General features: G+C 69.7%; 25 protein-coding genes. 8 read left to right on the plus strand and 17 right to left on the minus strand.

Annotated features, from left to right (window positions below; genetic code table 11):
• Positions 1-270 precede the first annotated feature (270 nt).
• The 6 genes from ABIC29_RS09035 to ABIC29_RS09060 form a co-directional block, all read right to left on the minus strand.
• Positions 271-1434 carry a 3-hydroxyisobutyryl-CoA hydrolase gene (locus ABIC29_RS09035; protein ID WP_354244461.1) on the minus strand — a complete coding sequence of 388 codons (1164 nt, stop codon included), beginning with the start codon at positions 1432-1434 and terminating at the stop codon, positions 271-273.
• A gap of 366 nt (positions 1435-1800) precedes the next feature.
• Positions 1801-2658, minus strand: a complete 858-nt coding sequence (locus ABIC29_RS09040; protein ID WP_354244463.1) for an SDR family oxidoreductase — start codon at positions 2656-2658, stop codon at positions 1801-1803.
• A gap of 6 nt (positions 2659-2664) precedes the next feature.
• Positions 2665-3453: an SDR family oxidoreductase gene (locus ABIC29_RS09045; RefSeq protein ID WP_354244466.1), complete on the minus strand. Its 789-nt coding sequence runs from the start codon at positions 3451-3453 to the stop codon at positions 2665-2667.
• A 99-nt stretch (positions 3454-3552) separates the two neighbouring features.
• Positions 3553-3918 carry a sigma-70 family RNA polymerase sigma factor family protein gene (locus ABIC29_RS09050; RefSeq protein WP_116081870.1) on the minus strand — a complete coding sequence of 122 codons (366 nt, stop codon included), beginning with the start codon at positions 3916-3918 and terminating at the stop codon, positions 3553-3555.
• Positions 3905-4786, minus strand: coding sequence for an RNA polymerase sigma-70 factor (locus ABIC29_RS09055; protein ID WP_116081873.1), 882 nt, complete (start codon positions 4784-4786; stop codon positions 3905-3907). Before ABIC29_RS09055 ends, ABIC29_RS09050 begins: the two co-directional genes overlap by 14 nt.
• Before the next feature lie 186 nt (positions 4787-4972).
• A complete protein-coding gene (locus ABIC29_RS09060) occupies positions 4973-5710 on the minus strand; it encodes an alpha/beta fold hydrolase (RefSeq protein ID WP_354244469.1) in 738 nt (245 codons plus the stop codon).
• A gap of 75 nt (positions 5711-5785) precedes the next feature.
• Between ABIC29_RS09060 and ABIC29_RS09065 the strand changes: the two genes are divergently transcribed.
• Positions 5786-6478 carry a GNAT family N-acetyltransferase gene (locus tag ABIC29_RS09065; protein WP_354244472.1) on the plus strand — a complete coding sequence of 231 codons (693 nt, stop codon included), beginning with the start codon at positions 5786-5788 and terminating at the stop codon, positions 6476-6478.
• Between the two features lie 105 nt (positions 6479-6583).
• Here the strand turns inward: ABIC29_RS09065 and ABIC29_RS09070 are convergent, their stop codons facing one another.
• Entirely contained in the window at positions 6584-7534 is a 951-nt protein-coding gene (locus ABIC29_RS09070; protein ID WP_354244474.1) for an alpha/beta hydrolase, read from the minus strand.
• 222 nt (positions 7535-7756) lie between these two features.
• On the opposite strand from ABIC29_RS09070, the gene ABIC29_RS09075 reads away from it, so the two are divergent.
• Complete coding sequence (locus tag ABIC29_RS09075) at positions 7757-8689, plus strand: alpha/beta fold hydrolase (protein WP_354244476.1); 933 nt, start codon at positions 7757-7759, stop codon at positions 8687-8689.
• Between the two features lie 111 nt (positions 8690-8800).
• A complete protein-coding gene (locus tag ABIC29_RS09080; protein WP_116081882.1) occupies positions 8801-8992 on the plus strand; it encodes a hypothetical protein in 192 nt (63 codons plus the stop codon).
• A gap of 48 nt (positions 8993-9040) precedes the next feature.
• On the opposite strand, the gene ABIC29_RS09085 is transcribed toward ABIC29_RS09080, so the two are convergent.
• The 6 genes from ABIC29_RS09085 to ABIC29_RS09110 all read right to left on the minus strand — a co-directional run bounded on the left by ABIC29_RS09085 (position 9041) and on the right by ABIC29_RS09110 (position 13373).
• Positions 9041-10612, minus strand: coding sequence for a transporter (locus ABIC29_RS09085; RefSeq protein ID WP_354244479.1), 1572 nt, complete (start codon positions 10610-10612; stop codon positions 9041-9043).
• Positions 10594-11382, minus strand: coding sequence for an ABC transporter ATP-binding protein (locus ABIC29_RS09090; RefSeq protein ID WP_354244482.1), 789 nt, complete (start codon positions 11380-11382; stop codon positions 10594-10596). Before ABIC29_RS09090 ends, ABIC29_RS09085 begins: the two co-directional genes overlap by 19 nt.
• A 135-nt stretch (positions 11383-11517) precedes the next feature.
• Complete coding sequence (locus tag ABIC29_RS09095; protein WP_116081890.1) at positions 11518-12234, minus strand: TIGR00266 family protein; 717 nt, start codon at positions 12232-12234, stop codon at positions 11518-11520.
• Positions 12235-12286: 52 nt separating this feature from the next.
• Entirely contained in the window at positions 12287-12469 is a 183-nt protein-coding gene (locus ABIC29_RS09100; protein ID WP_116081892.1) for a hypothetical protein, read from the minus strand.
• Positions 12470-12512: 43 nt separating this feature from the next.
• Positions 12513-12995 (minus strand): YciE/YciF ferroxidase family protein, encoded by a 483-nt coding sequence (locus tag ABIC29_RS09105; RefSeq protein WP_116081894.1) that lies wholly within the window; start codon positions 12993-12995, stop codon positions 12513-12515.
• Positions 12996-13169: 174 nt separating this feature from the next.
• Positions 13170-13373, minus strand: a complete 204-nt coding sequence (locus ABIC29_RS09110; protein ID WP_354244486.1) for a hypothetical protein — start codon at positions 13371-13373, stop codon at positions 13170-13172.
• On the opposite strand from ABIC29_RS09110, the gene ABIC29_RS09115 reads away from it, so the two are divergent.
• Positions 13357-13677 (plus strand): substrate-binding domain-containing protein, encoded by a 321-nt coding sequence (locus ABIC29_RS09115; RefSeq protein WP_354244489.1) that lies wholly within the window; start codon positions 13357-13359, stop codon positions 13675-13677. The two genes, ABIC29_RS09110 and ABIC29_RS09115, sit on opposite strands and share 17 nt — an antisense overlap.
• A 207-nt stretch (positions 13678-13884) precedes the next feature.
• Here the strand turns inward: ABIC29_RS09115 and ABIC29_RS09120 are convergent, their stop codons facing one another.
• Positions 13885-15330: an MFS transporter gene (locus ABIC29_RS09120; RefSeq protein ID WP_354244492.1), complete on the minus strand. Its 1446-nt coding sequence runs from the start codon at positions 15328-15330 to the stop codon at positions 13885-13887.
• A gap of 279 nt (positions 15331-15609) precedes the next feature.
• Here ABIC29_RS09120 and ABIC29_RS09125 point away from each other — a divergent pair, with 279 nt between their 5' ends.
• The 3 genes from ABIC29_RS09125 (at position 15610) to ABIC29_RS09135 (ending at position 17184) form a co-directional block, all read left to right on the plus strand.
• The gene (locus ABIC29_RS09125) at positions 15610-16179 is read left to right on the plus strand and encodes a dihydrofolate reductase family protein (RefSeq protein ID WP_354244495.1); all 570 of its coding nucleotides are present in this window, start codon (positions 15610-15612) and stop codon (positions 16177-16179) included.
• 174 nt (positions 16180-16353) lie between these two features.
• Positions 16354-16560: a three-helix bundle dimerization domain-containing protein gene (locus tag ABIC29_RS09130; RefSeq protein ID WP_116081901.1), complete on the plus strand. Its 207-nt coding sequence runs from the start codon at positions 16354-16356 to the stop codon at positions 16558-16560.
• Positions 16561-16863: 303 nt separating this feature from the next.
• Positions 16864-17184: a hypothetical protein gene (locus ABIC29_RS09135; RefSeq protein ID WP_147309167.1), complete on the plus strand. Its 321-nt coding sequence runs from the start codon at positions 16864-16866 to the stop codon at positions 17182-17184.
• 8 nt (positions 17185-17192) lie between these two features.
• Here ABIC29_RS09135 and ABIC29_RS09140 read toward each other — a convergent pair whose 3' ends face one another.
• The 3 genes from ABIC29_RS09140 to ABIC29_RS09150 all read right to left on the minus strand — a co-directional run bounded on the left by ABIC29_RS09140 (position 17193) and on the right by ABIC29_RS09150 (position 23055).
• The gene (locus ABIC29_RS09140) at positions 17193-18512 is read right to left on the minus strand and encodes a M1 family metallopeptidase (protein WP_354244498.1); all 1320 of its coding nucleotides are present in this window, start codon (positions 18510-18512) and stop codon (positions 17193-17195) included.
• Entirely contained in the window at positions 18512-22468 is a 3957-nt protein-coding gene (locus ABIC29_RS09145) for a Pls/PosA family non-ribosomal peptide synthetase (RefSeq protein ID WP_116081908.1), read from the minus strand. The genes ABIC29_RS09140 and ABIC29_RS09145 overlap by 1 nt, the downstream gene beginning before the upstream one ends.
• 86 nt (positions 22469-22554) lie before the next feature.
• Positions 22555-23055: a hypothetical protein gene (locus tag ABIC29_RS09150; protein ID WP_116081910.1), complete on the minus strand. Its 501-nt coding sequence runs from the start codon at positions 23053-23055 to the stop codon at positions 22555-22557.
• Between the two features lie 387 nt (positions 23056-23442).
• Between ABIC29_RS09150 and ABIC29_RS09155 the strand changes: the two genes are divergently transcribed.
• A complete protein-coding gene (locus ABIC29_RS09155) occupies positions 23443-24321 on the plus strand; it encodes a serine/threonine-protein kinase (RefSeq protein WP_116081912.1) in 879 nt (292 codons plus the stop codon).
• The last annotated feature ends 51 nt before the right edge of the window (positions 24322-24372 follow it).

Here is a 24372-nt window from a genome sequence, read left to right on the forward strand (position 1 = left end):
TAGGCCTGCGACTCGGCGAGCGACAGTTCGAGCAGTTCCCTCAGCGCGGTGCGATCCACGCCCATCAGGCGATGGGAGCCGAGCCGGACGACGATCTCGGACCGAGGTTCTGCGGCGGGTCGGAAGGGGACATCCGGGTTGCTTCTCCGGCATCAGGATCCCTCTCGAGCGCATCCGTCGTCTCAGCCTACGGGGACCCCCGGCGCCGTTCCCGTGATCGGGTGGGCGTCATCGATCCGAAGCACCGCGTCCTGAGGAGCGACGCGCGGGTCAGGCCTTCTGGTCGGCCTGCTCGGTCTCGTCGGGGATGCCGAGTCCGCGCGAGAACACGCTGTGGCGGAGCTGGGTCTCCATGGCCGCGGCGATGTCGGTGACGTCGACGTCGGCGAGGTCCGACGGGGTCCAGTCGGGCACCGAGTCCTGGTGGAGCGTCTCGGTGTTCTGCGCCACCAGGGCCTGCACGCCCGTGAACAGGTCGGGCTGCGTCGTGAACCAGCGGGCCAGACGGAGCTCCCGTTCGAGGGCGTCGCGCAGGTCCTCTCCGTCGCGCGCGGCGCGCACCGATCGCAACGTCGCCACGAGCGCGGTCGGCGAGAGCCTGAGCAGGGAGTCTGCAGCCTCGGCCGCGTTCGCAGCGGCATCCGGATCGCTCGAATCGGCGGCGCTCAGCCCCTCGACCGACTCGCCGTTGGAGAACGCCCAGAGCCGCTCGAGGATCGCCTGCACCGTGTCGGCCGAATAGCACGCGTCGATCCAGTCGCGACGTTCGAGCACCGTCGAGGCGCCGGCGTCGGCGGCGAACCGCCGAACCAGTGCCTCGAGATCGGTCGACTCGTCGACGTCGGCGAGCGCGGTCGTCAACTCGGCGACCTGATCGGTCGGCACCATCACGTCGGCGAATCCGAGCGCGATGGCGTCGGCGGCGGTGAGGTCGATGGAGTTCAGTGCCAGGTAGGTGCCGATCTCGCCCGGGGTGCGCGCGAGACGCCACGTGGCTCCCCCGTCGGGAACGAAGCCGTAGCCGGTCTCGGGCTGCCCGAGCTTGACCTGATCGGTCACCACGCGCGTGGAGACGTGCCCGGCGAGCGAGATGCCGCCGCCCATCGTCATGCCGTGCATGATCGACACGATCGGCTTGGGATACTCGGCGAGCTTCGCGATGAGACGGTACTCGTCACGGAAGAACACGGACCCGATCGTCATGCCCTCGGCCGCGCGCTCGAGGATCTCGCGGAAGTCGCCGCCGGCGCAGAAACCGTAGTCGCCGACCCCGTCGAGGAGGATCGCCGACACGGCGTCATCGTCGACCCACGCGTCGAGGGCGTCGGTCATGGCATGCATCATCTCGAGGTCGATCGCGTTGATCGCCTCGGGACGATTGAGACTCAGGTGGCCGAGGTGGCCGTCGACGACGGCATTGACAGGCGATTGCACGTGATCAACGCTAACGGTCTCTCGCCGCTCTCGATGACACGGCCGTCGCGACCGGCGGCATGCCGAGGCCGCGGATCGAATCGGACGAGGGGAACGGCTCGTCTCCCCGGGCCGGCCGAACCTGTGCCCGGGCGGCGCGACATCGTTCGCACAGGCAGGTTCGCGTACAGTGACCTCACCCCGATCCCGCCGGGTGGACCCGGGGAGACCACCTGACCGGGCTGACGCGTGCCGCCCTGGCGCTGCGCGATCCTGACGAAACCGAACGGGCGCTCGCCGACTGCTTCCCGTCGCTGCAGCTGCGACGCGACGCTCCGCCGACCTCTCCCGCGAGCAGGTGGCGAGGGTCGACCGAGTCTGTTCAGTTCACGAAGATTCCTGCTGTGGCGATGGGTTGGGACTGCTGTGGCGATGGGTTGGGACTGCTGTGGCGATGGGTTGGGCCGACCGGCCCTCGAGCTCGACGTTCGGCCTGCCTCCGGCGGCGAGCCAGTCGTCGTACCTCGTCGAGGCGATCGTCGCGTCGGGGCCGGGCAGGAGCTCGCGCTCATCGAGCTCCGTTCCGAAGTACCGGGCGAGGGGGTCGACGCGCACGTCTCGAAGATCGCTGCGCTCTCGCAGGTGGCGGCGCACGAGTTCCTCGAGCCGGAACTGCTCGGGGCCGGCGAACTCGATCACCCGGTTCACCGGCGAGCCGACGGCCGTCGTGGTCACCGCGGCGGCCACGTCGTCGGCCGCCATCGGCTGGAACAGGGCACGTGAGAGCCGGACGACGTTCCGGTTCGTCCCGGCATCCGCGATGTTCGCGATGAACTCGAAGAACTGGGTGGCGTGCACGATCGAGTACGGACGGCCCGACTGGCGGATGAGTCGTTCCTGCGCCGCCTTCGCAGCGAAGTACCCGCCCTCCGTGCGGGCGAGGCGACCGGTGCCGACCACCGAGAGCGCGACGTGGTGCGCCACCCCTGCCGCGGCACCGTACGTGAGGAGGTTCAGCGTCGAGGCGTAGAAGAACTCGCTCGCGGCCACCTCGTCGAGGGAGTCCGAGTTCGAGACGTCGATGAGCGCCTCCGCACCGGCGAGCGCCTCCGCGAGGCCCTCGCCGGTGTAGGAGTTCACGCCGGTCGCGCGCGAAGCGGCGACGACGTCGTCGCCGTCGGCCTCGAGCCGGGCCACGAGTCGCGAGCCGATGAGGCCGGTGCCGCCGATGACCGCGATGCGCATTGCGGACTACTTCACCTGGGCGGCCGTGGCCGACTGGGCGGCCGTGGCCGACTGGACGGCGAGCCAGTCCGCGAACGTCGTGGTCGACAGCTGCGCATCGGCACTCGTCGGCACGAGTTCGGTGCCGGTGAGTTTCGTGCCGAAGTACTGGGCCTCGGGGTCGCCGATCACGGTGCGCGAATCGCCCCTCGCCGACAGGCCGAGTCGCACGAGCTCGTCCTGGCCGAGGCGCTCGGGCCCGCCGATCTCGAGGGTCCCGTTCAGCGGCTCACCGGCGGCGACGCGGGCGACGGCGGCCGAGACATCCGCTGCCGCGATGGGCTGCATGAGTCCCGTGCTGAGCCGTGCGGTGCCGTCGACCGTCGCCTCGTCGGCGATGCGCCCGACGAACTCGAAGAACTGCGTCGCCCGCACGATCGAGTAGGGCAGGCCGGACTCCTCGATCAGCTTCTCCTGGGCGACCTTCGCCCGCAGGTAGCCGCTGCTCGGCAGGAGTTCGGCGCCGACGATCGAGAGGGCCACATGCTGGCCGACTCCGGCGGCCCGCTCGCCGTCGAGGAGGTTCGTGGTCGAGGTCGTGAAGAATGCGAGCACGTCGTCGTCGGCGAACGACGGCGAGTTCGACACGTCGACGACCACGTTCGCGCCCTCGAGCACTTCAGCGAGGCCCTCGCCGGTGATGGTGTTCACGCCCGAGTTCGGCGATGCGGCAACGGCCTCGTGGCCATGCTCGACGAGGTGCTCGACGACCTTGGATCCGATGAGGCCGGTGCCTCCGATGACGACGATCTTCATGACTTCAGTGCCTTCCGTCAGGGCCGCGGTGCTTCCGCTGCCGTCATGAAGCTCAGACCGGGCACGCCCGTGATCTGTGACGGAACCTCCGGATCTCGGTCAGCCGCTCTCGGGGCGGCGACGATTCCAGCTCGCGAGCTTCGGCAGCGACGTGCAGAGCCACAGCTTCGCGATCACGGTCGTGCCGTCGACGCTGAGCACGGCGACGACCTCGCCGTTCGGCCGCCGTAGCGCGAGTCCCGCCCGTCCGTTGACGTGCACCGTGGAGAACGAGGCATCCCGATGCCGCATCCGAAGCTCGTGGAACGCCGTGATGACGCCGACGCGACCGTGCGACTCCCCGCCGGCTTCATCGCCGGAGTCGATGACCATGGACGCTTCGCGATGCAGGACACCCGCCAGTGCGAGCTCGTCGCCGTGGTTCAGTGCTGAGCGGAGGCGGGCGGCGAGGTCATGCTGCGGCACGGAAGTTCACTGCACCGAGCTTGCGGGGATTCATCATCCAGAGGACCTGGTCGATACCCCCGGTGCCGGCGATCACCGTCAGGACCGCGAAGGTCGTGCCGTCCTTCGAGAGCAGCACCGAAGCCTCTCCGTTCGTGTCGGATTCGGTGACGTCGACGCCCTCCCAGAAGTGGGAGCGGAAGGCGCGCACGAACTTCGCGACCCGCTCGCGGCCGACCACGGGGAACTTCGAGGCTCGCACGACCCCGCCGCCATCGGAGTACGACACGACGTCCTCGGAGAGCAGGTGTTCCAACTCGTCGAGATCGCCGGTCTTCGCGGCGGCCAGAAACGCGGTGAGCAGCCGGCGTTGCTCCGACCGGGGCACCTCGCGCCGGCGTTCACCGGTGAGGTGCTTGCGCGCTCGGGAGACGAGTTGCCGGGCCGCGGCCTCGGAGACCTGCACGATCTCGCAGATCTGCTCGTACGGGTAGGCGAAGGCCTCGCGCAGCACGTATGCAGCGCGCTCGGTCGGGGTGAGGCGCTCGAGCATCACGAGGACGGCGAACCCGAGGGCCTCAGCCCGCTCGGCCCCGAGCGTCGGGTCTTCGCTGGTATCGACCGGCTCGGGCAGCCATGGTCCGATGTAGGTCTCACGCTGGACCCGAGCCGACTGCAGTGCATTGATGGCGAGGCGAGTCGTCGCCGTCGCGAGAAAGGCGGGGGGATCTTGGACGACGGTGCGGTCGGTCCCCTGCCAGCGCAGCCACGCCTCCTGCACGAGGTCCTCCGCCTCGCTCGCGCTGCCGAGCATCCGGTACGCGATGCCGAAGAGCCTTCCGCGCACAGCTTGGAAGACCGTGAGCGCGTCGTCGAGGTTCGCATCCATGTTCAGATCCTGCCGGTCGGTGGGGTGTCGCGGACTGTCCTTTCCAACTCTGACCGGATGGAACGCGCAGTTGTGACGTCGTCCGAGAAGTTCTTCGAGAATCTCGGATGTCCGTCGTGACGGGATCCGTGCGCGGGGCCATGAGCCGGTCCCGCGCACAGACCTCGCATCGATGGCGGTCGAGGACTACGCGGCCTCTCGGTCCTGGGTCACACCACGAACCGCGTCGAGGATCGTCGCTGCCACCGCTTCGGGCTGCGAGACGCTGATGGCGTGCGAGGCGCCCGCCACTTCGGTCGTGCCGCGCGACCCCGCGCGCTCGGCACCGGCACGGTGCACCGCGGCCGGGATGTTGCGGTCCTCACTGCCGAACACGTGCCAGGACGGGCGGTCCTTCCAGCCCGGCGTCGTCGCCTGCACGGGGTCCTTCAGCGCGGCTTCGGTCACGGGGCGCTGGGTCGCGCCCATCAGGCCGGCCACCTGCACGGGTACGTCTGCGGCGAACTGATCCTTGAACAGCGGCCGGCGGATGACGAACTCGACCCCGCCGGTCGAGATCGGGTGTGCGTCGAGTGCGTCGCCGAGCGTCGAGCCGGGCTCGCTCGCGGAGAGCGAGAAGGCGCTGTCGCCGGACTCGGGCACGAATCCGGCGGCGTACACGAGGCCGACGACCTGGTCGTTCCCGGCGGAGGCCTCGCTGATCACGAGTCCGCCGTAGGAGTGGCCGACGAGCACGACGGGTCCGTCGACCGAGGCGATGACGTCTCGCACGTAGGCGGCGTCCCCGTCGAGGCTGCGGAGCGGGTTGGCGACGGCGACGGAGGTGACGCCCTCGGCGTAGAGTGCCGCGATGACGCCGTTCCAGCTGGCGGACTCGGCGAATGCGCCGTGCACGAGCACGACGGTCGGCTTCTGATCTGACATGACTGTTCCCCTTCTCGAATCACCCCCACCCGGTGCGGACGCGATATCAGCTCAGACCGCGCGGGGCGACGAGGTGTGACGACATCCGCGGAGCTCGTCGATGCGCGGGTCTCGGATCAGTTTCGGAATCGAGCCTTCCGTCACAACCCCGGCCGCCGCCCGGTCACTGCTCGTGACAGGCTCGGCCGAGTCGTGAGAGAAGAGCGGGAGCACCGGGTTTCAGGCGGCCTTCACCGAGGTTGCGCCAAGCAGAGCATGGCTGGTCCCACCCGCCGCCGAGATCCTGTCGACTCCGCGAGTGAAGGGAACAGGACGATGAGCGCAGGCGATGGTTTCAGGCCGATCGAGTATCCCGATGCATCCGGATACCCCGACGGCGCCGGGTTCCTCGATGAGGGCACCGTGGTGCTGATCGACGAGGTGACGGTCGGCGCCGTTCACGCTCTCGACCGGCCTTCGGCCGACACCGAATCCGAGGTCCGGGTGCGCCACGACGCCGAGGATCACGTCTACGCCGCGATCATGGCCGGCAGGCGGATCGCGAGCATGCGCTACGACGTCGTGGCGGGTCGGATCATCGTGCTCGCGACGACGGTCGACCCCGAGTTCCGCGGACGCGGCATCGCGGCAGATCTCATCGCCGATGCGCTGGACGACATCCGCGAACGCCACCTGCGGGTCTCGGTGCGGTGCCCGGTCGTCGCAGCCTTCATCGCCCGGAATCAACCGTTCGCCGATCTGCTGGCGCCGACTCCGGACGACGCGTAGTCGACCGCTCAGGCGGTCGCGGCGAGTCGCCGGCAACGCCGCGTCCACGGCGTCCCCTTCCGGGAGTGCGTGAACGCGGCGCGGATGGCGCACGCCCGAGCAACGTCAGGCGCGCCAGAGGGCCTTGCGGAGCACGTGCACCGCCTGCTCGACCGCTGCCGTCACCGCGGGGGACGGGCGGAGCGGGTTCAGCATCATGAAGTCGTGCAGCGTGTCGTTGTACCGCACACTCGTGGTCCGCACACCCGCCTCCACGAGGCGTCGCGCATACGCTTCACCCTCATCGCGGAGCACGTCGTTCTCGTCGGTGATCAGGAACGTCTCGGGGAGGCCGGTCAGCTGTTCGGTCGTCGCGCGCAGCGGTGAGGCCGCGACCTCGCCCCGCTTCGAGACATCCGGCAGGTAGCTGTCCCAGAACCACGCCATCGCGGCCGCTGTCAGGTACGGACCGTCGGCGAACTCGCGGTAGCTGTCGGTGTCCTGGGCGGCATCGGTCACGGGGTAGTAGAGCGACTGGTGCACGAACGACACGTCGCCGCGCTCCTTCGCGAGGATCGCGACCACCGCGGTCATGTTGCCGCCGACCGAGTCACCGGCCACGGCGAGCCGCGCCGCATCCAGCCCCTTCTCCGCGCCCGAGCGTGTGATCCACTGGGCGGTCGCGTAGGCCTGTTCGATGGCGACCGGATGCGTCGCCTCCGGCGAACGGTCGTACTCGACGAACACGACGGCGGCATCGACGCCGACCGCGATGTCGCGGACGAGACGGTCGTGGGTGGCGGCGTTGCCGATCACCCAGCCGCCACCGTGGATGTAGAGGACCGTGGGCAGCAGGCCGGTCGAGCCGGCCGGCTTGACGATGCGCACCCGAACCTCGCCGACGGCGGCGGGAACGGTGATCCACTCCTCGTCGACGTCGGGCTTGTCGATCGGGGCGGCCTGCAGGTCGTCGAGGACCTTCCGGGCGCCGTCCGCGCCGAGCTGGTAGAGGAACGGGGGTGTCGAGGTGGCGTCGGCGATGGCCTGCGCCTCGGGGTCGAGGATATGCGCGTTCATGATCGTGTGCCTTCCGTCGTGGATCGAGTGTCAGGGCATCCGACGGATGCCCCTGGCAACTACGACCGCGCGGCATGGCTCGGTGTGACGATCGCCCGAAGCAGGGCGTGACGCGAGCGCCACACGTCACACCCGCCCATGCTGGCCGGTCGAAGTTGATGACCGGTTCACCGAACCGGCGCCACCGCACCACTGACCCCGTTCCACGAGAAGGAGCAGACCTTGACCGCCATCGCTCGTCTCCACCCGTTGCACCATGTCGATACCCAGCACCTCGACGTCGCCTACTTCGAGGCGGGGCCGTCGGACGGCCCGCCGGTGCTCCTGCTGCACGGGTTCCCATACGACATCCACAGTTACGTCGACGTCGCACCGGAACTCGCCGACGCCGGCTTCCGCGTGATCGTGCCCAGCCTGCGCGGGCACGGCGACACTCGCTTCCTCGACAACACGGTCCCACGCACCGGGCAACAGGCGGCTCTGGGGCACGACGTCATCGAGCTCATGGACGCCCTGGGGATTCCGCAGGCGATCCTCGCGGGCTACGACTGGGGAGGCCGCGCCGCGTGCGTCGTCGCGGCGCTCCGGCCCGAGCGCGTCACCGCCCTCGTGTCCGTCAACGGGTACCTCATCCAGGACATCAGCACCTCGATGCATCCGCTCCGCCCCGACCTCGAGGCGGGATTCTGGTACTTCTTCTACTTCCTCACCGAGCGCGGCCGTGCGGGACTGACCGAGAACCGGCGGGGAATCGCGGAGGTGATCTGGCGCCGCAACTCGCCCGACTGGGATTTCGGCCAGGACGAGCTCGACCGTGCTGCGGAGGCATTCGAGAACCCCGATTTCGTCGACGTCGTGATCCACTCGTACCGGCATCGGCTCTTCCACGTCGCCGGGGCGCCCGAGTACTCACGCCTCGAGGCGCAGCTGGCAGAGCTTCCCTCGATCACCGTGCCTGCGGTGACCCTCGACGGGCTCGCCGACGGGAACTTCCCGGCGCGCGATGCCGCCACCGCCGGCGCGCGCTTCACGGGTCCGTACCAGCATCGACAGGTGCCTCACGCCGGCCACAACCTCCCGCAGGAGGCACCGCTCGCCTTCGCCGACGCGATCCGAAGCGCCGCGAAGCTCGCAGCCCTCCGGCCCACGGCGTAGCTCCTGGACGTCGGTCGATCTCGGAACGATCGGATGTCGCCCCTGCGACGCCGATCAGGATGCCGGACCCTGCACGTCCGGCGTATCGTGTGGCGGGGACGGGAGGTCGAGATGACCGACAGGAGTTCGAACGCCGGATGCTTCGCCGGCGGTGGTGCGATCTACGGGCTCGGCATCATCGGGGCCTGGGTGTTCTTCTTCCAGCAGGCCGACGCGTTCTGGGAGTTCATCGGAGCGTTCTTCCAGGGCATCTTCTGGCCGGCGTTCATGGTCTACGAACTGTTCGTGACCCTCGTCGACTAGGGCTGGTGTGCCCGTCGACCCAGCCGGCCGACACTGGCCGTACCTGCGCTAGTTCTGGCGCTGCAGTTGCGCGAGGAGCTCAGGACCTCGTCGATCGAGGGTCCGGCCGCCGACCCGGATGCCGATCACGAGCAGCACCGCCCCCAGCACGACGCCGATCGCGAGCGAGATCCAGCCGTAGACGACCTGGCCGGTCGTGAAGCCGATGATCGCGAGGACGAGCTCGGGCAGCACGAGGATCGCGAGGATGCTCCAGGTCACGAGCAACGACAGCGTGAGGCTGACGCCGCCGCCCGGCTTCGACTTGAACGGGCTCTCCCCCGGTGCGGGCACGGCGAAGACGAACATGCCCGAGACGAGCGAGGACAGCGCGAATCCGCTGAGCAGCACGCCGACCGTGATGCCGAGCAGGCCGGGCAACGCCGTCCACGCGCCGGTCAGCCACACCGTTCCGAGCACCACCAGCAGACACAACGGCACGGAGAAGACCGCGAGCGCGAGGACCCGGCCGATCCGGTCGTCGCGCCCGCGCACGCCCTTCTGCAGGTGCAGCGCGAACGCGGTGTTGTCGTACGAGACATCCGTGGAGATGGACATGGCGAGCAGCACGGCGATGATCGGCCCGACCGCGTTCAGCGGCGTCAGGTCGCCGTTCGTGCGGGAGTAGAACAGCACGAAGACGGGCACGAGCGGCAGCGTGATCAGCGACTGCGCATACCGAGGGTCGCGGATCCAGTACGTCAACGCCCTCGCCGCGACGGCGCCGGCCGGCGTCCCGGGGAACATGCCGAAGAACCCGAGCCCTCGGCTCGACGCCTTCACCGGCGTCGACCGCGCGGGCGTCTCCAACGCCTTGGCGAGGCTCCAGCGCCAGACGACCGCGAAGACCGCGAGGGTTGCGACTCCGATCAGGAACTCGAGACCGGCACGACCGAACGCTCCGGCCGCCACGTCGGCCGGGACGGCCCAGATCGCGCCGAGCGGCGTCCATCCGACGACCGTCGCGATCCTCGGGAGCGTCTCGAAGCTGTCGCTCAGCAGCTGCTGCAAGCCGATCAGGATCGGTCCGAGCAGGATCAGCGGGATGAAGACGACGAGCGCCTTGGCCTCCCGGAACCGCCGGCCCTCGCCGATGACGGACACGAGCGCGACGAGCATCCGCGATCCGACGACACAGGTGAGCACGCCGATCGCCGCACACACGATCGCGACGATCGCCGCGAGCGGGAACCGCCACCACGTGAGGGCCGTGCCGAGCGCGGCGATCGAGGTCACGATGCCGGGGACCCCGAGCACGCCGCTCACGGTGAGCCCCACGAGCAGCGTGGGAAGCGGGATGGGGAACGCCACGAGCCGGGAGGGCTCGACCGTCTGATCGATGCCCGACGTCAGCACGGGCAGGATCGTCCACCCGAGGACGAGCGCCGCCCCCGCGAGCACCACGACGGCGCGAGCCACCTCGATCGGCGCGAAGCTGAGCGCGACGAGCCCGGCGACGACCCCGACGAGGATGCCGAGACCGTAGAGCGCGCCGATCACCGTCGCGACCATCTGCCAGGGGCTCCTCCGGAGCGAGTTCCAGAGCAGCAGGAACCGGAGCCTTACGAGCGTCGCAACCACTCGGGTCCTCCACCCTCTCGCCGCCCGCCGACGAGGTCGACGAACCGGTCCTCGAGCGTCGAGCCCGCGCGCACCTCATCGGTCCTGCCCGACGCGAGCACGCGGCCCTCGGCGATGATCGCGACGTGGTCGCACATGCGCTGCACGAGATCCATCGCGTGGCTCGAGACGATGACCGTGCCGCCGGAACCCACGAATCCGTCGAGGATGTCGCGGATGTTCGCCGCCGAAACGGGATCGACCGACTCGAACGGCTCGTCGAGCACGAGCAGGCGCGGCGCGTGCACCAGCGCACACGCGAGGGCGATCTTCTTCGTCATGCCGGCCGAGTAGTCGACGACGAGGGTCCCCCCGGCGCTCTCGAGGTCGAGCAGCTGCAACAGGTCCGCCGCGCGCCCCTCGACCACGTCCCGGGGCAATCCGCCCAGCAGCCCCGCATAGGTCACGAGCTGGACGCCGGTGAGCCGGTCGAAGAGCCGCACGCCGTCGCTGAGGATCCCGACGAGCTTCTTCGTCTCGACCAGGTCGCGCCACACCTCGACGCCGTGGATGCGGATCTCACCGGCATCCGGACGCAGCAGGCCTGTGGCCATCGAGAGCGTCGTCGTCTTGCCGGCACCGTTCGGACCCACCAGTCCGAAGAACGACCCGCTCGGCACCTCGAGGTCGAGGCCCGCGACGGCGACCTTGTCGCCGAATCGCTTGACCAGTCCGCGTATCTCGAGCGCCGGCCCAACGCCCGCCACCGAGGATCGAACATCGTCCGTCACTGAGATCTCCGATCCGATCGTCTTCCGACAACGCTCTCCACCCTACGAACCGCCGGTCGTCGAAAGATCCCCCACGCGACGGATACCGCACCACCTGGAGGCTGATCCCTCGGGCCATCCCGCCATCGCGGGCGGTCAGGAGCTGCTGCTGGAACCGGACGACCGGTCGGGAAGGTACGGCTCGATGGCCGCGGCGAGCTTCGCCGGAGACATCGACTGCAGCCAGATGCGGCCAGGGCCGTGGATCTCGGCGAGGAAGAGCGAGTCGCCGAAGAACTTGTTCTTGATGCCCTTGACCGAGGTGAACTCCAGGTTCATCTCCGCCTCGAACATCGCGAGGTGCCCGGGATGGATGAGCAGGGACTGGCCGGCGGGCAGCTCGTACTCGGTGATCTCGCCTGCGAGCTGCACCCAGGCGGTGCCGTTGCCGCTCAGCTTCTGGAAGATCACGCCCGCCCCGCCGAAGATGCCCGCACCGAGCTTCTTCTGGAGGCCGACCGACACCTCGACGCCGCTCGTGCTCGCCGAGTACGACCCCTGCTGCACCATGAACGCGTCCGCCGCGTCGATGTCGAGCTGACGGATGGTGCCCGGCAACTGCGCTGCGAAGGCGAGCAGCCCGCCCTGCGTGGGTGCGGTGTACTCGGTCAGGAACAGCTGGGCGCCGCCGAGCACCCGCTTGAGTCCGCTCATGAAGCCGCCGCCGCCGCCCGTGCCGTGCACCGTCGAGGTGTCGAGCGCGAACCCCGGCGACATCCAGGCGACGTCACCGCCCTCGGCGACGACCTTCTCGCCCGCGTCGAGGGTCAGTTCGAGGATCGGCATGGTCGTACCCGCGATAGTCGACTTCATGCGTTCCAAGATAGACGGCCGCCAACGTGCACGTCGATGGCTCCGGTTCCGCTCAGTCCCCGCGCTCGCCGCTCGCCTCGCCCGGATCGCCCGGGCGGATGGACGCGTCATCCGCGATATCGATGCGGTTGACGCCGTCATGCTCGGTGACCTCGATCTGCGCGGGCAGGTCCTCGGGGTTCACGATCTCGTCCGCACGGTCGGTCTCGGCGCCGGTGGGGTTGGCATCTGACATGTTCGCTCTTCTCTGCTGGGTCGGGACGGTCGGGACGGTCGGCTCAGGCCAGGATCTTCTCGAGTGCAGCCTCGAGTTCCTCGCTGGTGTGGACCTCCTGGTCGAGGTTCGCCTGCAGCAGCGCGACGGCATCCGTGAGACCCATCGATGCGGCCGGCAGGATCAGCCCCTGGTAGGCGGAGATCTCGTAGTGCTCGTTGCCGAGTGCGCTCGAGAGCGCGACCTGGTCGCGCAACTTGGGGGCGCTCCGCTCGAGCAGCGAGACCGCCTGCTTCGACATCCCCTTCGTACTCGGCGACGGAGCCGTGGACTCCTTGAACTCGAGCAGGGTGAAGACCTGCTTCAGGTTCTCGAGCTGTTCCCTCGTCTCATCGGCGTGGTGCCGGAACAGCTTCTTGATCTCCGGCGACTTCGCGGCCTTCGCGAGCTCGCCGAGCGCTTCGAGGGAATCGTTCTCCATCGTCAGCGCGGTGCGGAGCTGGAAGTGAAGCAACTCGGTCGGGCTCTCGAGCGTCTGCTGGACCATGGGGGTCTCCTGTTCCGCGGCCTCCGCCGAATGCGGGGCGCGCATGTTCGTCGACCCCAACGCTCGGCGATCACGTGGCAGGAGTACAGGGGGTTGCCGTGCGTCCCGGATACCTCTATGACGACGGACCTCGAAGCGACCTGTGCGGATCCGAGGTCGAGTCGACCTCGGAGCTCATGCGGCGGGCTCCGCAGACGCGAGGCTCAGCGCGATCAACTGCTCGAGCGCTGCTTCGGGGATCTCGACTCCGGGGAACCGCGCGAACTGTCCCATCGGCATCGACTCGACCATCTTCAGCGCGTTCGCGTTCGCCTCGGCCGCGGCCTGCTGTTCGGGGGTCGCGTTCGCCATCATGCCCTGCATGAGGGCGGGGCCCACGACGGGGTGGCTGAACCATGACGATGTCGCCGCGACGATCGTCGGGGCCGCGCTGCGCCTCGGACTCCGCGTGCCAGCCGACCTCGCCGTCATCGGCTACGACGACACCCCACTCGCGATGATGCTTGAGCCCCAGCTCTCCACCGTCCGCATCGACACTGCAGGGCTGGGCCGCTACTCGGCCGCACTCGCGATCAATGCCGCCGCGGGTCGCCCGGCGCCCGAAGCCGGCCCCGAGTTCACGTCCGAGCTCATCGTGCGCGCCTCGAGCGGCCGACCGGCAGACGGGGCGACCTCTTCCTGACGCGCTCCCCCATCGGCGCGGATACCGCACTGCAGCTCACGGTCGTCCCCGAGGTCGAGCGACCGCGCGCCGACGGCGCTGACCTCGCGTCCCTCCCGATCGAGCTGTGCGACCCGCGCGGGATCCGTCGACCGCTCGCGGATCCGCGACGCGCGGGCCCCGGCCCCGGAGCAGGCCGATCTGCCGTCGCCACGCCTCCCCCACCTGTCATGCGGTGGGCGCAGGGCGTCGGGTCCGCGATCGACGGATGCCGACGATGACGAGCAGCGTGGCGATGGCGGTCAGGATGAGGCCCGCGGCGGTGATGCCGTCCTGGAGCTGCGACAGCTGCTCCGGAGTCGGCGAGGTCGACGCGATGCTGCCCGAGACGAGCGTCGCCAGGACGGTGCCGATCACGGCGATCCCGATGCCGTTGGCGACCTCGCTCGAGGTGCCGACCAGTGCCGAGCCGATGGACGTCCGGTTCGATGGGAGGCCCTGCAGCACGTTGTTGCCCGCCACGACGCCGACGACTCGCATGCCGGCTGCGACGAGGACGAGCGCGACGAAGACCCAGGCATACCCGGCTCGACTGCCGAGGGCGAAGACCGCGAGCCCCGACACCACTGCTGCGGCACTCGCCCACGCGGCCCGGGTGAGACCGACACGCTCGACGAACGGGCCGACGAACCGGCCGCTGGCGAGGAGCACGACCACCTGCGGCAGCGTCGCGATCGCTGCGAGCGAGGGCGGCCATCCCCACACGAACTGCAGCTGCAGGGTGGTCATGTACGACAGTCCCGAGACCGCGAGGCCGGCGGTGGCCTTGTAGGCGAGTCCACTCGCGACGAGCGGCCGGGCGAGCAGGCGAAGGTCGAGCATCGGCTGCGCCGCGGTCCGCTCCCTCCAGACGAACAGCGCGCCTGCCAGGAGTGTGGCGCCGAGGCCGGCCCACGCCTGCCAGGTCGCCCCGCCCAACTCCACGAAGAGCGTGGGCGTCACGAGCGCGCCCACCAGGGTGGCTGTGCCGAGCACTGCTCCCGCGACGTCGATGCGATCAGGATGGAGGTCTTCGATGCGGTCCACGGGAACGCCCACCCGGATGCTGATGAGCGCGAGCACGGCGATCGGCACGTTGATCAGGAGCAGCGCTTGCCAGGGTGCGACCGCCAGCACGAAGCCGCCCGCCGTGGGCCCGATCGCGAGGCCGATCAGACCCGCGGTCGAGATCACGGTCATCGCGCGAATGCGCAGCCCCTGCTCCTCGAAGAGCCGGAAGGCGAGCGCCATCGAGCCCGGGGTGGTCATCGCTGCGGCGACGCCCATCACCGCTCGAACGGCGATGAGGGCACCGGCGCTGGTCACGAGGATGGTCGCGAGGCTCGCGAGACCGAGGAGCACCAGCCCCACGAGCATCACGCGTCGTCGACCGAACCGGTCGGCAACGGCACCGAACACGAGCATGAGCGCGCCGAACACGACCGAGTAGGCACCGGTCACCCACTGCAGTTCGAGCGTCGAGGCGTGCAGCTCACGTCCGATGGTCGGCAACGCGACGTTGAGCACCGAGTTGTCGAGCATCTCGAACAGGAAGACGGCGGACAGCCCGGTCAGGGCGATCCACGCATCGCGGAGCCGCGTGGGCGCGTGCGCGGATGAGAGGCGGGTGGACATGTGCACTCCTTCGAGGTGAAGAAGTGGCGACTCGTCTGATGCCGCGTGCACGCGCCGTGCCATCTGAGCGGCCGGCGATTTTCCCTCTGCACCGAGGCTAGCGCCACCGGCTGGAAAGGACCTGATGCGCTCTGGAGGACTGGAGTCGGAATGTGCGCTGACACTGCGGTCGAGCCACGAGGCTGAATATCCTCGGCCCATGAGCGATTCACGCGAACACATCGTCGGGCCGGCTGCCGGCCCGATGACGACTTCCGCAGGTCAGAGGAGAGCCCGGAGATGAGACCACTTCGATACTCGATCAACGTGACACTCGACGGATGCTGCCATCACGAAGCTGGGCTCCCTCCCGACGAGGAGTCGATGCGCTATTGGAGCGACGAGATGGAGCGAGCCGATGCCCTGCTGTTCGGCCGGGTGACCTACGGCATGATGGAGTCGGCATGGCGCAAGCCGGCCACGGGCACGTGGCCCGACTGGGTGACCGAGTGGCAGATGCCGTTCGCCGAGGCGATCGATCAGGCGAAGAAGTACGTCGTGTCGTCCACGCTCGGCGAGGTCGACTGGAATGCCGAGCTGCTCCGAGGCGACGTGGGGCACGCGGTTCAGCGGCTCAAGCAGGAGCCGGGTGAAGGCCTGTGGGTCGGCGGCGTGACGCTCCCCCTGGCGCTGGCGGATCTGGGACTCATCGACGAGTACGAGTTCCTGGTGCAGCCGGTCATCGCCGGACGCGGGCCGACGTTGCTCGCCGGGCTGCGCGAGCGCATCCAGCTCGAGCTCGTGGACCGCCGCGAGTTCCGGTCGGGCGCGGTCGCCATGCGATACCGGCCCGTCCGACGAACCTCGTAGCCGCGATCGAACGCATCCCTCGCGACGACCTCCGTCTCCCAGCGCGCCGATCCTCGTGCGCACGAGCGACTCCACGCTGGAAGCACTCGGATGCCGCTGGGTCGATCGCGCGCTCGGTCCGGAGTTTGCAGATCACTCAGCTCGACGTCGTCTCGCTGCCGTATCATCCTCGCCATGGAGCAGAAGAAGGTGGCTGAGGAGAAGGCCGTGGCCGAGGTCGTCGATCGCCTCGCTGAGAGGTTTCCATCGGTCGAGAAGACCGAGATCACGCGAATCGTGGCAGACGAGTACGACACGTTCGAGGGCCGGCCGGTCCGCGACTTCGTCCCCGTGCTGACCGAGAAGAGCGCCAAGAAGCGAGTGAAGCTGCTCGTCAGCTGATCCGGGCCGAGCCGGCGAACCACCATGGGCAACCCGCGTTGGGCGATCGCGACGGCTCGACATCCCAGTTCCGACGACGTCCCTTCGCACGAGCCGGCCCTGTTGAGTGCGACGGACCTCCAACGATTCGAGAGGATGTCGCAGGGCTCGCGCGCTGGCTTCCTCGCGGGCCGTTCGGCGCTTCGCGCTGCGGCCTCGCAGCTCACCGGCAGACACCAGACGGAGATCCGGTTCGAGGCTCGGTGTCCGGACTGCGGTGGGCAGCACGGACGGCCGACGGTCCTCGGGATCCCGGGAACGCACGTGAGCCTCGCGCACGCACCCGGGCTGGCCGTGGCTGTGGCGGCGAACGTCCCGGTCGGCATCGACGCGGAGACGCGGACGATCCCGGACGAACGGATCGACGCGATTCGAAAGGTCACTCGGCTTGGCGCCGGCGACGCCCTGCGTCACTGGGTCCGTGTCGAGGCGGTGCTCAAGGCCGACGGGCGCGGCCTGCGCATCGACCCTGCGGACGTGAGTGTCCGAGGGCGAACGGCCGAATTGTGCGGGTCTGCCCAGCGGTATCGACTCCGGCGGGTCGCCTTGCGGGGCCATGTCTGCGCCGTCGCATTCGCCGACTGACGACCCGGCTACGGGAGCGGAGGCAGCTTCTTCGTCGACAGCCACGCATCGAACAGCGCGTCGAGCGGCACAGGAGAGTACTCGACCGCGAGCGCTCTGAAGTCCGCGGTCGTCACCACGCCGCCGCGATGCTCCGACACCCAGGTGCGGAGCAGGGCGAAGAAGCGGTCGTCGCCGATCGTCCGGCGGAGCGCATGCAGCGTGCACGCGCCGCGCTTGTAGACGCGGTCGTCGAACATGTGCTCGGCCCCCGGATCGTCGAGGACGAGGTCGTGCGGCTTGAGCCGGAGCGCGAGGTGGTGTGCGCGAGCGTGCTGGTCGGCGGTGCGGCCGCCCGCCGCCTCGGACCACACCCACTCGGCGTAGCAGGCGAAGCCCTCGTTGAGCCAGATGTCGCGCCAGCCGGCGACGCCGACGCTGTTGCCGAACCACTGGTGCGAGAGTTCGTGGGCGATGAGCCGTTCGGAGCCGCCGTGTCCGTCGGCGTGGTTCGCGCCGAAAGTCGCCATGCCCTGCGCCTCGATGGGGATCTCGAGCACGTCGTCCGTCACCACGATCGTGTAGGTGGGGAACGGATACGGGCCGAACGCCTTCTGGAAGACGTCCATCATGGCGCTGAGCGCCGCGAAGTCGGCGTGCACCTGCCGTTCGAGGGCGGGTGGGAACGCCATGATCGCCTCGACTCCGGCGATGTGATGCCGCTCGACCGTGTATCGACCGATCTGCACGGTTGCGAGGTAGGTCGCCGTCGGGTCGTCCTGCACGTAGGTCCACGTTCCACGACCGGAGATGACCGAATGGTCGACCAGCAGGCCGTTCGCGATCACGGTGTATCCCTGCTCTGCCGTGATCCGGATGCGATATCGCGCCTTGTCGGAGGGTCGATCGTTGCATGGGAACCAGGTGGGTGCGCCGGATGGCTGCGAAGCCACGAGTACGCCGTCGGTCAGTTCCTCCCACCCGAGCGTGCCCCAGCGCGTTCGCCGCGGCGAGGGCATCCCGGCGTACTCCACCTCCAGAGTGAACGCTTCACCCGGCTCGATCGGCGCCGGGGTCCGCACGATCAGATGGGTGGCCGACTGCGTGAATCGGGTGCGACGGTCGGCGTCGAGCCGGACCTTGTTCGCTCGGAGGTTCACCAAGTCGAGCGCGATGCTCGTCAGCCGCGTGACGGCCCGACCCGAGATGACGGCCGTGCCGTCCAATCGGTTCGTCGAGACCTTGTAGCGGAGGTCGAGGTCGTACGACTCGACATGGAACGCGTCGGTACCCGAACGCGGCAGGTAGCTGTGGGCGGTTGCGGCCGCATCCGGTGCAGAGTTCGACATCAGCGCCCGTGGTACCTGCCGACGACGACGTCGCGCCACGGGCCGATCGGGTTGCCGCTCCAACGCGAGCCGACCGGCACCACCTCGCCGCGCATCACGAGCGAGGCGGGGCCCACGGTGGCGTTGGCGCCGATGCGAGCCGCGGGGAGGATGACGCTGTGCGGTCCGAGGGTGCTGCCCGCGTCGAGTGCGACGGTGTCCATGCTCATGATTCGATCATGGAACAGGTGGGTCTGCACGACGCACCCGCGGTTGACCGTCGAAGCATCGCCCAGGCGCACCAGGTCGGCCTCGGGCAGCCAGTAGCTGTCGACCCAAGTCCCCCGGCCGATGGAGGCGCCGAGGCTGCGCAACCACCACACGAGGGAGGGGGTTCCCGCCGCGGCGTGCGCGAACCACGGTGCCGCGACCATCTCCGTGAACGTGTCGGAGACCTCGCTGCGCCAGACGAACGACGACCAGAGCGGATGCTCCCCGACGCGAATGCGGCCGATGAGGATCCACTTCGCCGCGGTGCTCACGAGCGCGGCCACGGCCCCCGCGAGAAGGAGCACGATGCCGCTGAAGAGCGCCGCGAGTGGGATGCCCCACGCGTCGGCGGCCCACGCGAGGGCGAGGAGGACGGCGAGGCCGATGCCGGTCGTGACGAAGATCGGGACGATGCGCAGGAGCTCCCACACCGCTCGCGCAACGCGGAGCCCGGTCGGCGGGCGGTAGGTGCGCGATTCATCGGTGCTCTGCGTCTGCCTGCGCAGCTTCACGGGCGGGGAGCCGAGCCAGGACGATCCGGCCTTGCCCTTGCGGGGCGCGGCGGAGAGCACCGCGACGAGCCCGTCGCGCGGGACCCGGTGCCCGGCGACCGCCATGCCCGAGTTGCCGAGGAACGCGCGCGAGCCGATCTCGGCCCGCGCGAGTCTGACGTAGCCGCCTCCGAGTTCATACGAGGCGATGAGCGTGTCGTCGGCGAGGAAGGCGCCGTCCCCGATCGTCGTCATGGTCGGGAGCAGCAGCACCGTCGAGGCCTCGACGTCGCGGCCGACGCTCGCCCCCAGCATCCGGAGCCAGATGGGCGTGACGAGGCTCGAGTAGAGCGGGAAGAGGACGGTGCGCGACAGGTCGAGCAGGCGCTCGATCGACCATGCCTGCCAGCCCTGTCGCCCGCGCACGGGATGGATCCCGGGTTCGAGGCCGACGCCGAGCGCGCGCACGAGGAGCACCACGAGCGCGGCGAGCACGACACCCGCGAGCAGCGTCGCGGGCACGAGGGCGGCGAACGCGCGAAGTGCCGCCGCATCGGGCGACGGCGCGTGGCGGATCGTCGCGGCGACGACGGACGCACCGGCCGCGATGGCGGCGACCGGCACGAGCGACACGACGAGCGACGCCGTGGCGTAGGCGGCGACCCACCGGGTACGGCGCGGCGGGCGATCCGCCGGCCACCAGTCGGCTGAGCGACCCACGCGGACGGCCGGCGAGCCGGCCCAGTTCTGGCCCGACGGTACGCGGCCGAAGACGGAGGAGCCCGGCGCGACCGTCGCCCGCTTTCCGATGCGGGCGCCAGGCATGAGGGACGATCTCGCCCCGACCGTGCTGCCCGCGCCGATGCGGATCGGCCCGATGCGCACGTGGTCGCCGTCGATCCAGTAGCCGGCGAGATCGACCTCGGGCTCGATCGAGGCTCCATCGCCGATCGTGAGCATGCCGGTCACGGGTGGCAGCGTGTGCATGTCGACATCGGTCCCGATGCGGGCTCCGAGCGCCCTGGCGTAATAGGAGATCCAGGGTGCGCCCGCGAGGCTCGCAGCTCCGATCTGATGCGCCACCTGCTCGGCGAGCCAGAGACGAAGATGCACCCCGCCACCCCGTGGGTAGTCGCCCGGCCGGATGTCGACGAGCAGCAGCCGCGCGAAGACCACGGCGATCGCCATCCGCCCCCATGGCGTGACGAAGACGAGCAGGCCCCCCAGGAGCAGCCAGATGTCGACTTCCGGCAGGAAGTCGAATCCGCCGAGCGGTCGGAGGATCGCGCTCGCGGTCAGCAGGTACAGCAGCCAGCGAATGCCGTTCAGGATGTACAGCGGCACGCCGAACAGCGTCTGGAGCCACTGCATCGACCGGGGGGTCGGTGCGATCAGGTGCGTGGAGACAGGGAGGTCGTCCTGATCGGGTTGGTCGGCGACGGCATCGGCCATCGCGCCGAGGCGCGGGTGCGCGTAGATGTCGGCGACCGTGAACTCCGGATCCGTCGCCCGGATCAGTGAGACGAGCTGGGCCGCGGCCAGCGAACCGCCGCCGAGGTCGAAGAAGTTGTCGTCGGGGTCGGTCACCGAGACTCCGAGCACGGCTCGCCAATGCTCGGCGAGCGCCGCCTCGGCCTGGCTGAGTCCGCCTGCCCGGGGGTCGGGTTCCGACTCGAGCGGCCACGGCAGGGCTGCCTTGTCGACCTTGCCCGACGTGCGCGCCGGCAGTTCGTCGAGCACGGCGAGCACCGGCACGAGTGCCGCCGGCAGCTCGTCGCGCAGGCGCGACAGGGCAGCCCCGCGATCGAATCCGGTGCGATCGGGTACCGCGAGGTACCCGACGAGCACGTCGTTGCCCGTCGGGCTTTTTCGCACCGCGACGGCGGCCGCGGAGACGCCGGCGAGCTCGTGCAGGGCGGCCTCGATCTCGCCGAGCTCGATGCGCCGGCCGCCGACCTTCACCTGGTCGTCGGCGCGCCCCTGGTAGAGGAGTCCCCGCCGATCGAAGCGAACGAGGTCGCCGCTGCGGTAGGCGCGTTCCCAGCCGAGGCTCGGCATCGGCGCGTACTTCTCGGCGTCCTTCGTGGGATCGAGGTAGCGCGCGAGGCCGACGCCGCCGATCACGAGCTCGCCGACCTCGCCGTCGTCGACGGGATCGCCCGCGGCATCCACGACGGCCAGGTCCCAGCCGTCGAGGGGCACGCCGATGCTCACCGGTTCGCCGGGGAGCACCGCCGTGCCGCACGCGACGACGGTCGCCTCGGTCGGACCGTACGTGTTCCACACCTCGCGACCGTCGACCGCGAGACGGTTCACGAGCTCGGGCGGACAGGCCTCACCGCCGAAGATGAGCAGCCGAACGCTGTCGAGTGCCTCTGACGGCCACAGCGCGGCCAATGTCGGCACCGTGGAGACCACCGAGATGCGACGTGCGGCGAGCCACGGCCCGAGATCCGCGCCGCTGCGCACGAGGGACCGCGGCGCCGGGACGAGGCAGGCGCCGTTGCGCCACGCGAGCCACATCTCCTCGCACGACGCATCGAACGCCACCGAGAGGCCCGCGAGCACCCGGTCGTCGGCGGTGATCGGGTCGTCGGGCAGGAAGAGCCTCGCCTCGGCATCCACGAATGCCGCGGCGGAACGGTGGCGGACCGCGACGCCCTTCGGCGTGCCGGTCGAGCCCGATGTGAAGATGATCCACGCGTCGTCATCGACGGTCGGCGGTTCGGTGAGCGGGGCCGATGCGGTGCTCGGGTGCGGGCCGGGGTCGCCGAAGAGCGCCGAGTCCTCTGTGAGGCGTTCGGCCGAGGCATCCGCCCCGGATGTGGGCTCGAAGCGGCCGCGCCCTTCGATGACGCCACGCACCCGAGCCTCGGAGAACACGAGATCCGCCCGCTCCTGGGGGTCGTCGGCGTCGACCGGCACGTACGCGGCACCCGCGACGAGAATGCCGAGGATCGCCACGTAGAGCTCCCGCGAGCCGGACTCCATGCGGACGCCGACGCGGTCGCCCCGTCCGACGCCGGCAGCCTGGAGGCGGGCCGCGACGGAGATCGCTCGCGCCATCAGCTCCCGATAGCTGAGGGCGCCGTGCGCGTCCTCGATGGCCGATGCCTCGGGGTGGCGGGCGACCGTGTCACGAAGGATGTCGACGAGGGTCCGAGCGTCAGGTGCGAACCCCGAACGGCTGATGACCCCGCGGCGGGATTCCGTCACTGCATGCTCCTCTGACCCGCGCTGCGGGAACGTTGGACGTGGCGGCCGACGTTACGCGCGGCAGGTTATGCGAAGGTGAACGACACTCAGTCCCGCCCGAGCGCGTCGAGGAGTGCAGCCTTGTTCATGCGCGAGTATCCGGGAACGGACCGCTGCTTCGCCTCCTCGCGCAACTCGCGGAACGACGGTGCCGCGGGAGCGGCCGCGGGGGCGGCGCTCGGTGCGGTGTCGGGCTCGACCTCGACGGCGCTCGCGGTGTCGGTCTTCGCGTCGGCCGACTCCGCCAGCGCGACCAGTGCGGCGGCCTCGGCGATGCGGGCGGCGGTGTACTCCTCGGATTCGAGTGCGAGCTCCTGAGCGGATGCCGCGACCGCAGCGGCACGCTCGACCTTGCGGCTCGCACGGTCGATGCGCTTGGCCGACTTCGCCGCATCCTTCGTCAGCGCGGCGACCTCGGCATCGAGCTTCCTCACACGCTGCTTCGACTTCTTGTCGAGCTTGCGCACCGCCTTCGCCGCATCATCGACCGCATCGCGCGCGGCCGTGATCGCCTTCTTCGCCGCCTTCTCGAGCTTCTTCTTGGCCACGGCTCTCCCCCTTCGTCTCGGGCATCCATGGTGCCCGCGCCTGCGTCGACCCTACTCCCGCACCAGCGATCCTCGATCGACGCACAGCTGGGGCCGAGCGCGGCGGGAACCGAACCCGTCGTGCACGGTCACCAGTCGTGCACGGTCCCGTCGAGGAGACGGTCGCACGGCACGCCCAGCGCGATCTCGACGACGAGGAGCCGGCGCACCACGAACAGGGGTGAAGTCGGAGGGTGAGCGATCGCCTGCGGTCACGTCATCCAGCCCTCCACGCCGTCAAGACTGACGCAGCTCTCCGAACGCACCGGGAACGCCGGGAGGATAGGGGTGAATGCCGTTCGTGTACACCGCCTTCACGCCGACGCCGGTCGACATAGTGTGGAGGGCATGGAACCGGCCGATTCGAGCGCGCCCGACTCTGCGCCCTCCGCCCCGCTTCTGCTCGATCGCTATCGCCCGCTGGCCCGCATCGGACGGGGCGGCGCGGCCTTCGTGTTCCGTGGTCGTGACGAGTACCTCGGCCGCGACGTCGCCATCAAGGTGTTCAGCGGCGGCAACGAACTGCACGTCGAGATGTACCGGGCCGAACTCCGCATGCTGGCCGCTCTCAGCCATCACGGGGTCGTCTCGATCGTCGATGCCGGCGTCGACACGTCCGCACCCGAAGACCCGCGTCCGTTCCTCGTGATGCAGCTGGTTCAGGGAACCACCGTGCGGGATCGGGTGGCGGAGCGGCCCCTCTCCGTGCGCGAGATCGGCGAGATCGGATACGAGGTGGCCGAGGCCCTCGAGTACGTGCACGCCCAGAGCATCATCCATCGTGACATCACGCCGTCCAACATCATGATCGTGAACTACGGAACGCTGCATTCCCGCGAGCGCGCGATGCTCACGGACTTCGGCATCGCCGTCGAGGTGGCGGACGCCGGCTTCCAGTCCGAGGCCATCACCGGGACCGCCCCCTACCTGAGCCCCGAGCAGGTACGCAACCACCCGCTGACGACGGCATCCGACATCTACTCCCTCGGCCTGGTGCTGCTCGAGTGCTTCACTCGCGCGCGGGCATTCCCGGGCGCGCACATCCCCTCGGCGATGGCGCGCCTCGCAGGGCCGCCCGAGATGCCGCCAGAAGCCGTACCCGAGCCCTGGCGGTCCCTGCTGCAGCGGATGACCGCAGCAGAGCCGGAGCTTCGTCCGACCGCCGCGGACCTCGGCGCGGAGATCCGGCTGGCCCTACGGGACATGCGCCCGCGGTCGCGATCCTGAACGTTGCCGAGCGCGATGACCCACGGGCAGAGTGTGAGGGCTCGACGACGG

The sequence above is a fragment of the Agromyces sp. PvR057 genome, assembly GCF_040547485.1.
Taxonomy (GTDB): domain Bacteria; phylum Actinomycetota; class Actinomycetes; order Actinomycetales; family Microbacteriaceae; genus Agromyces.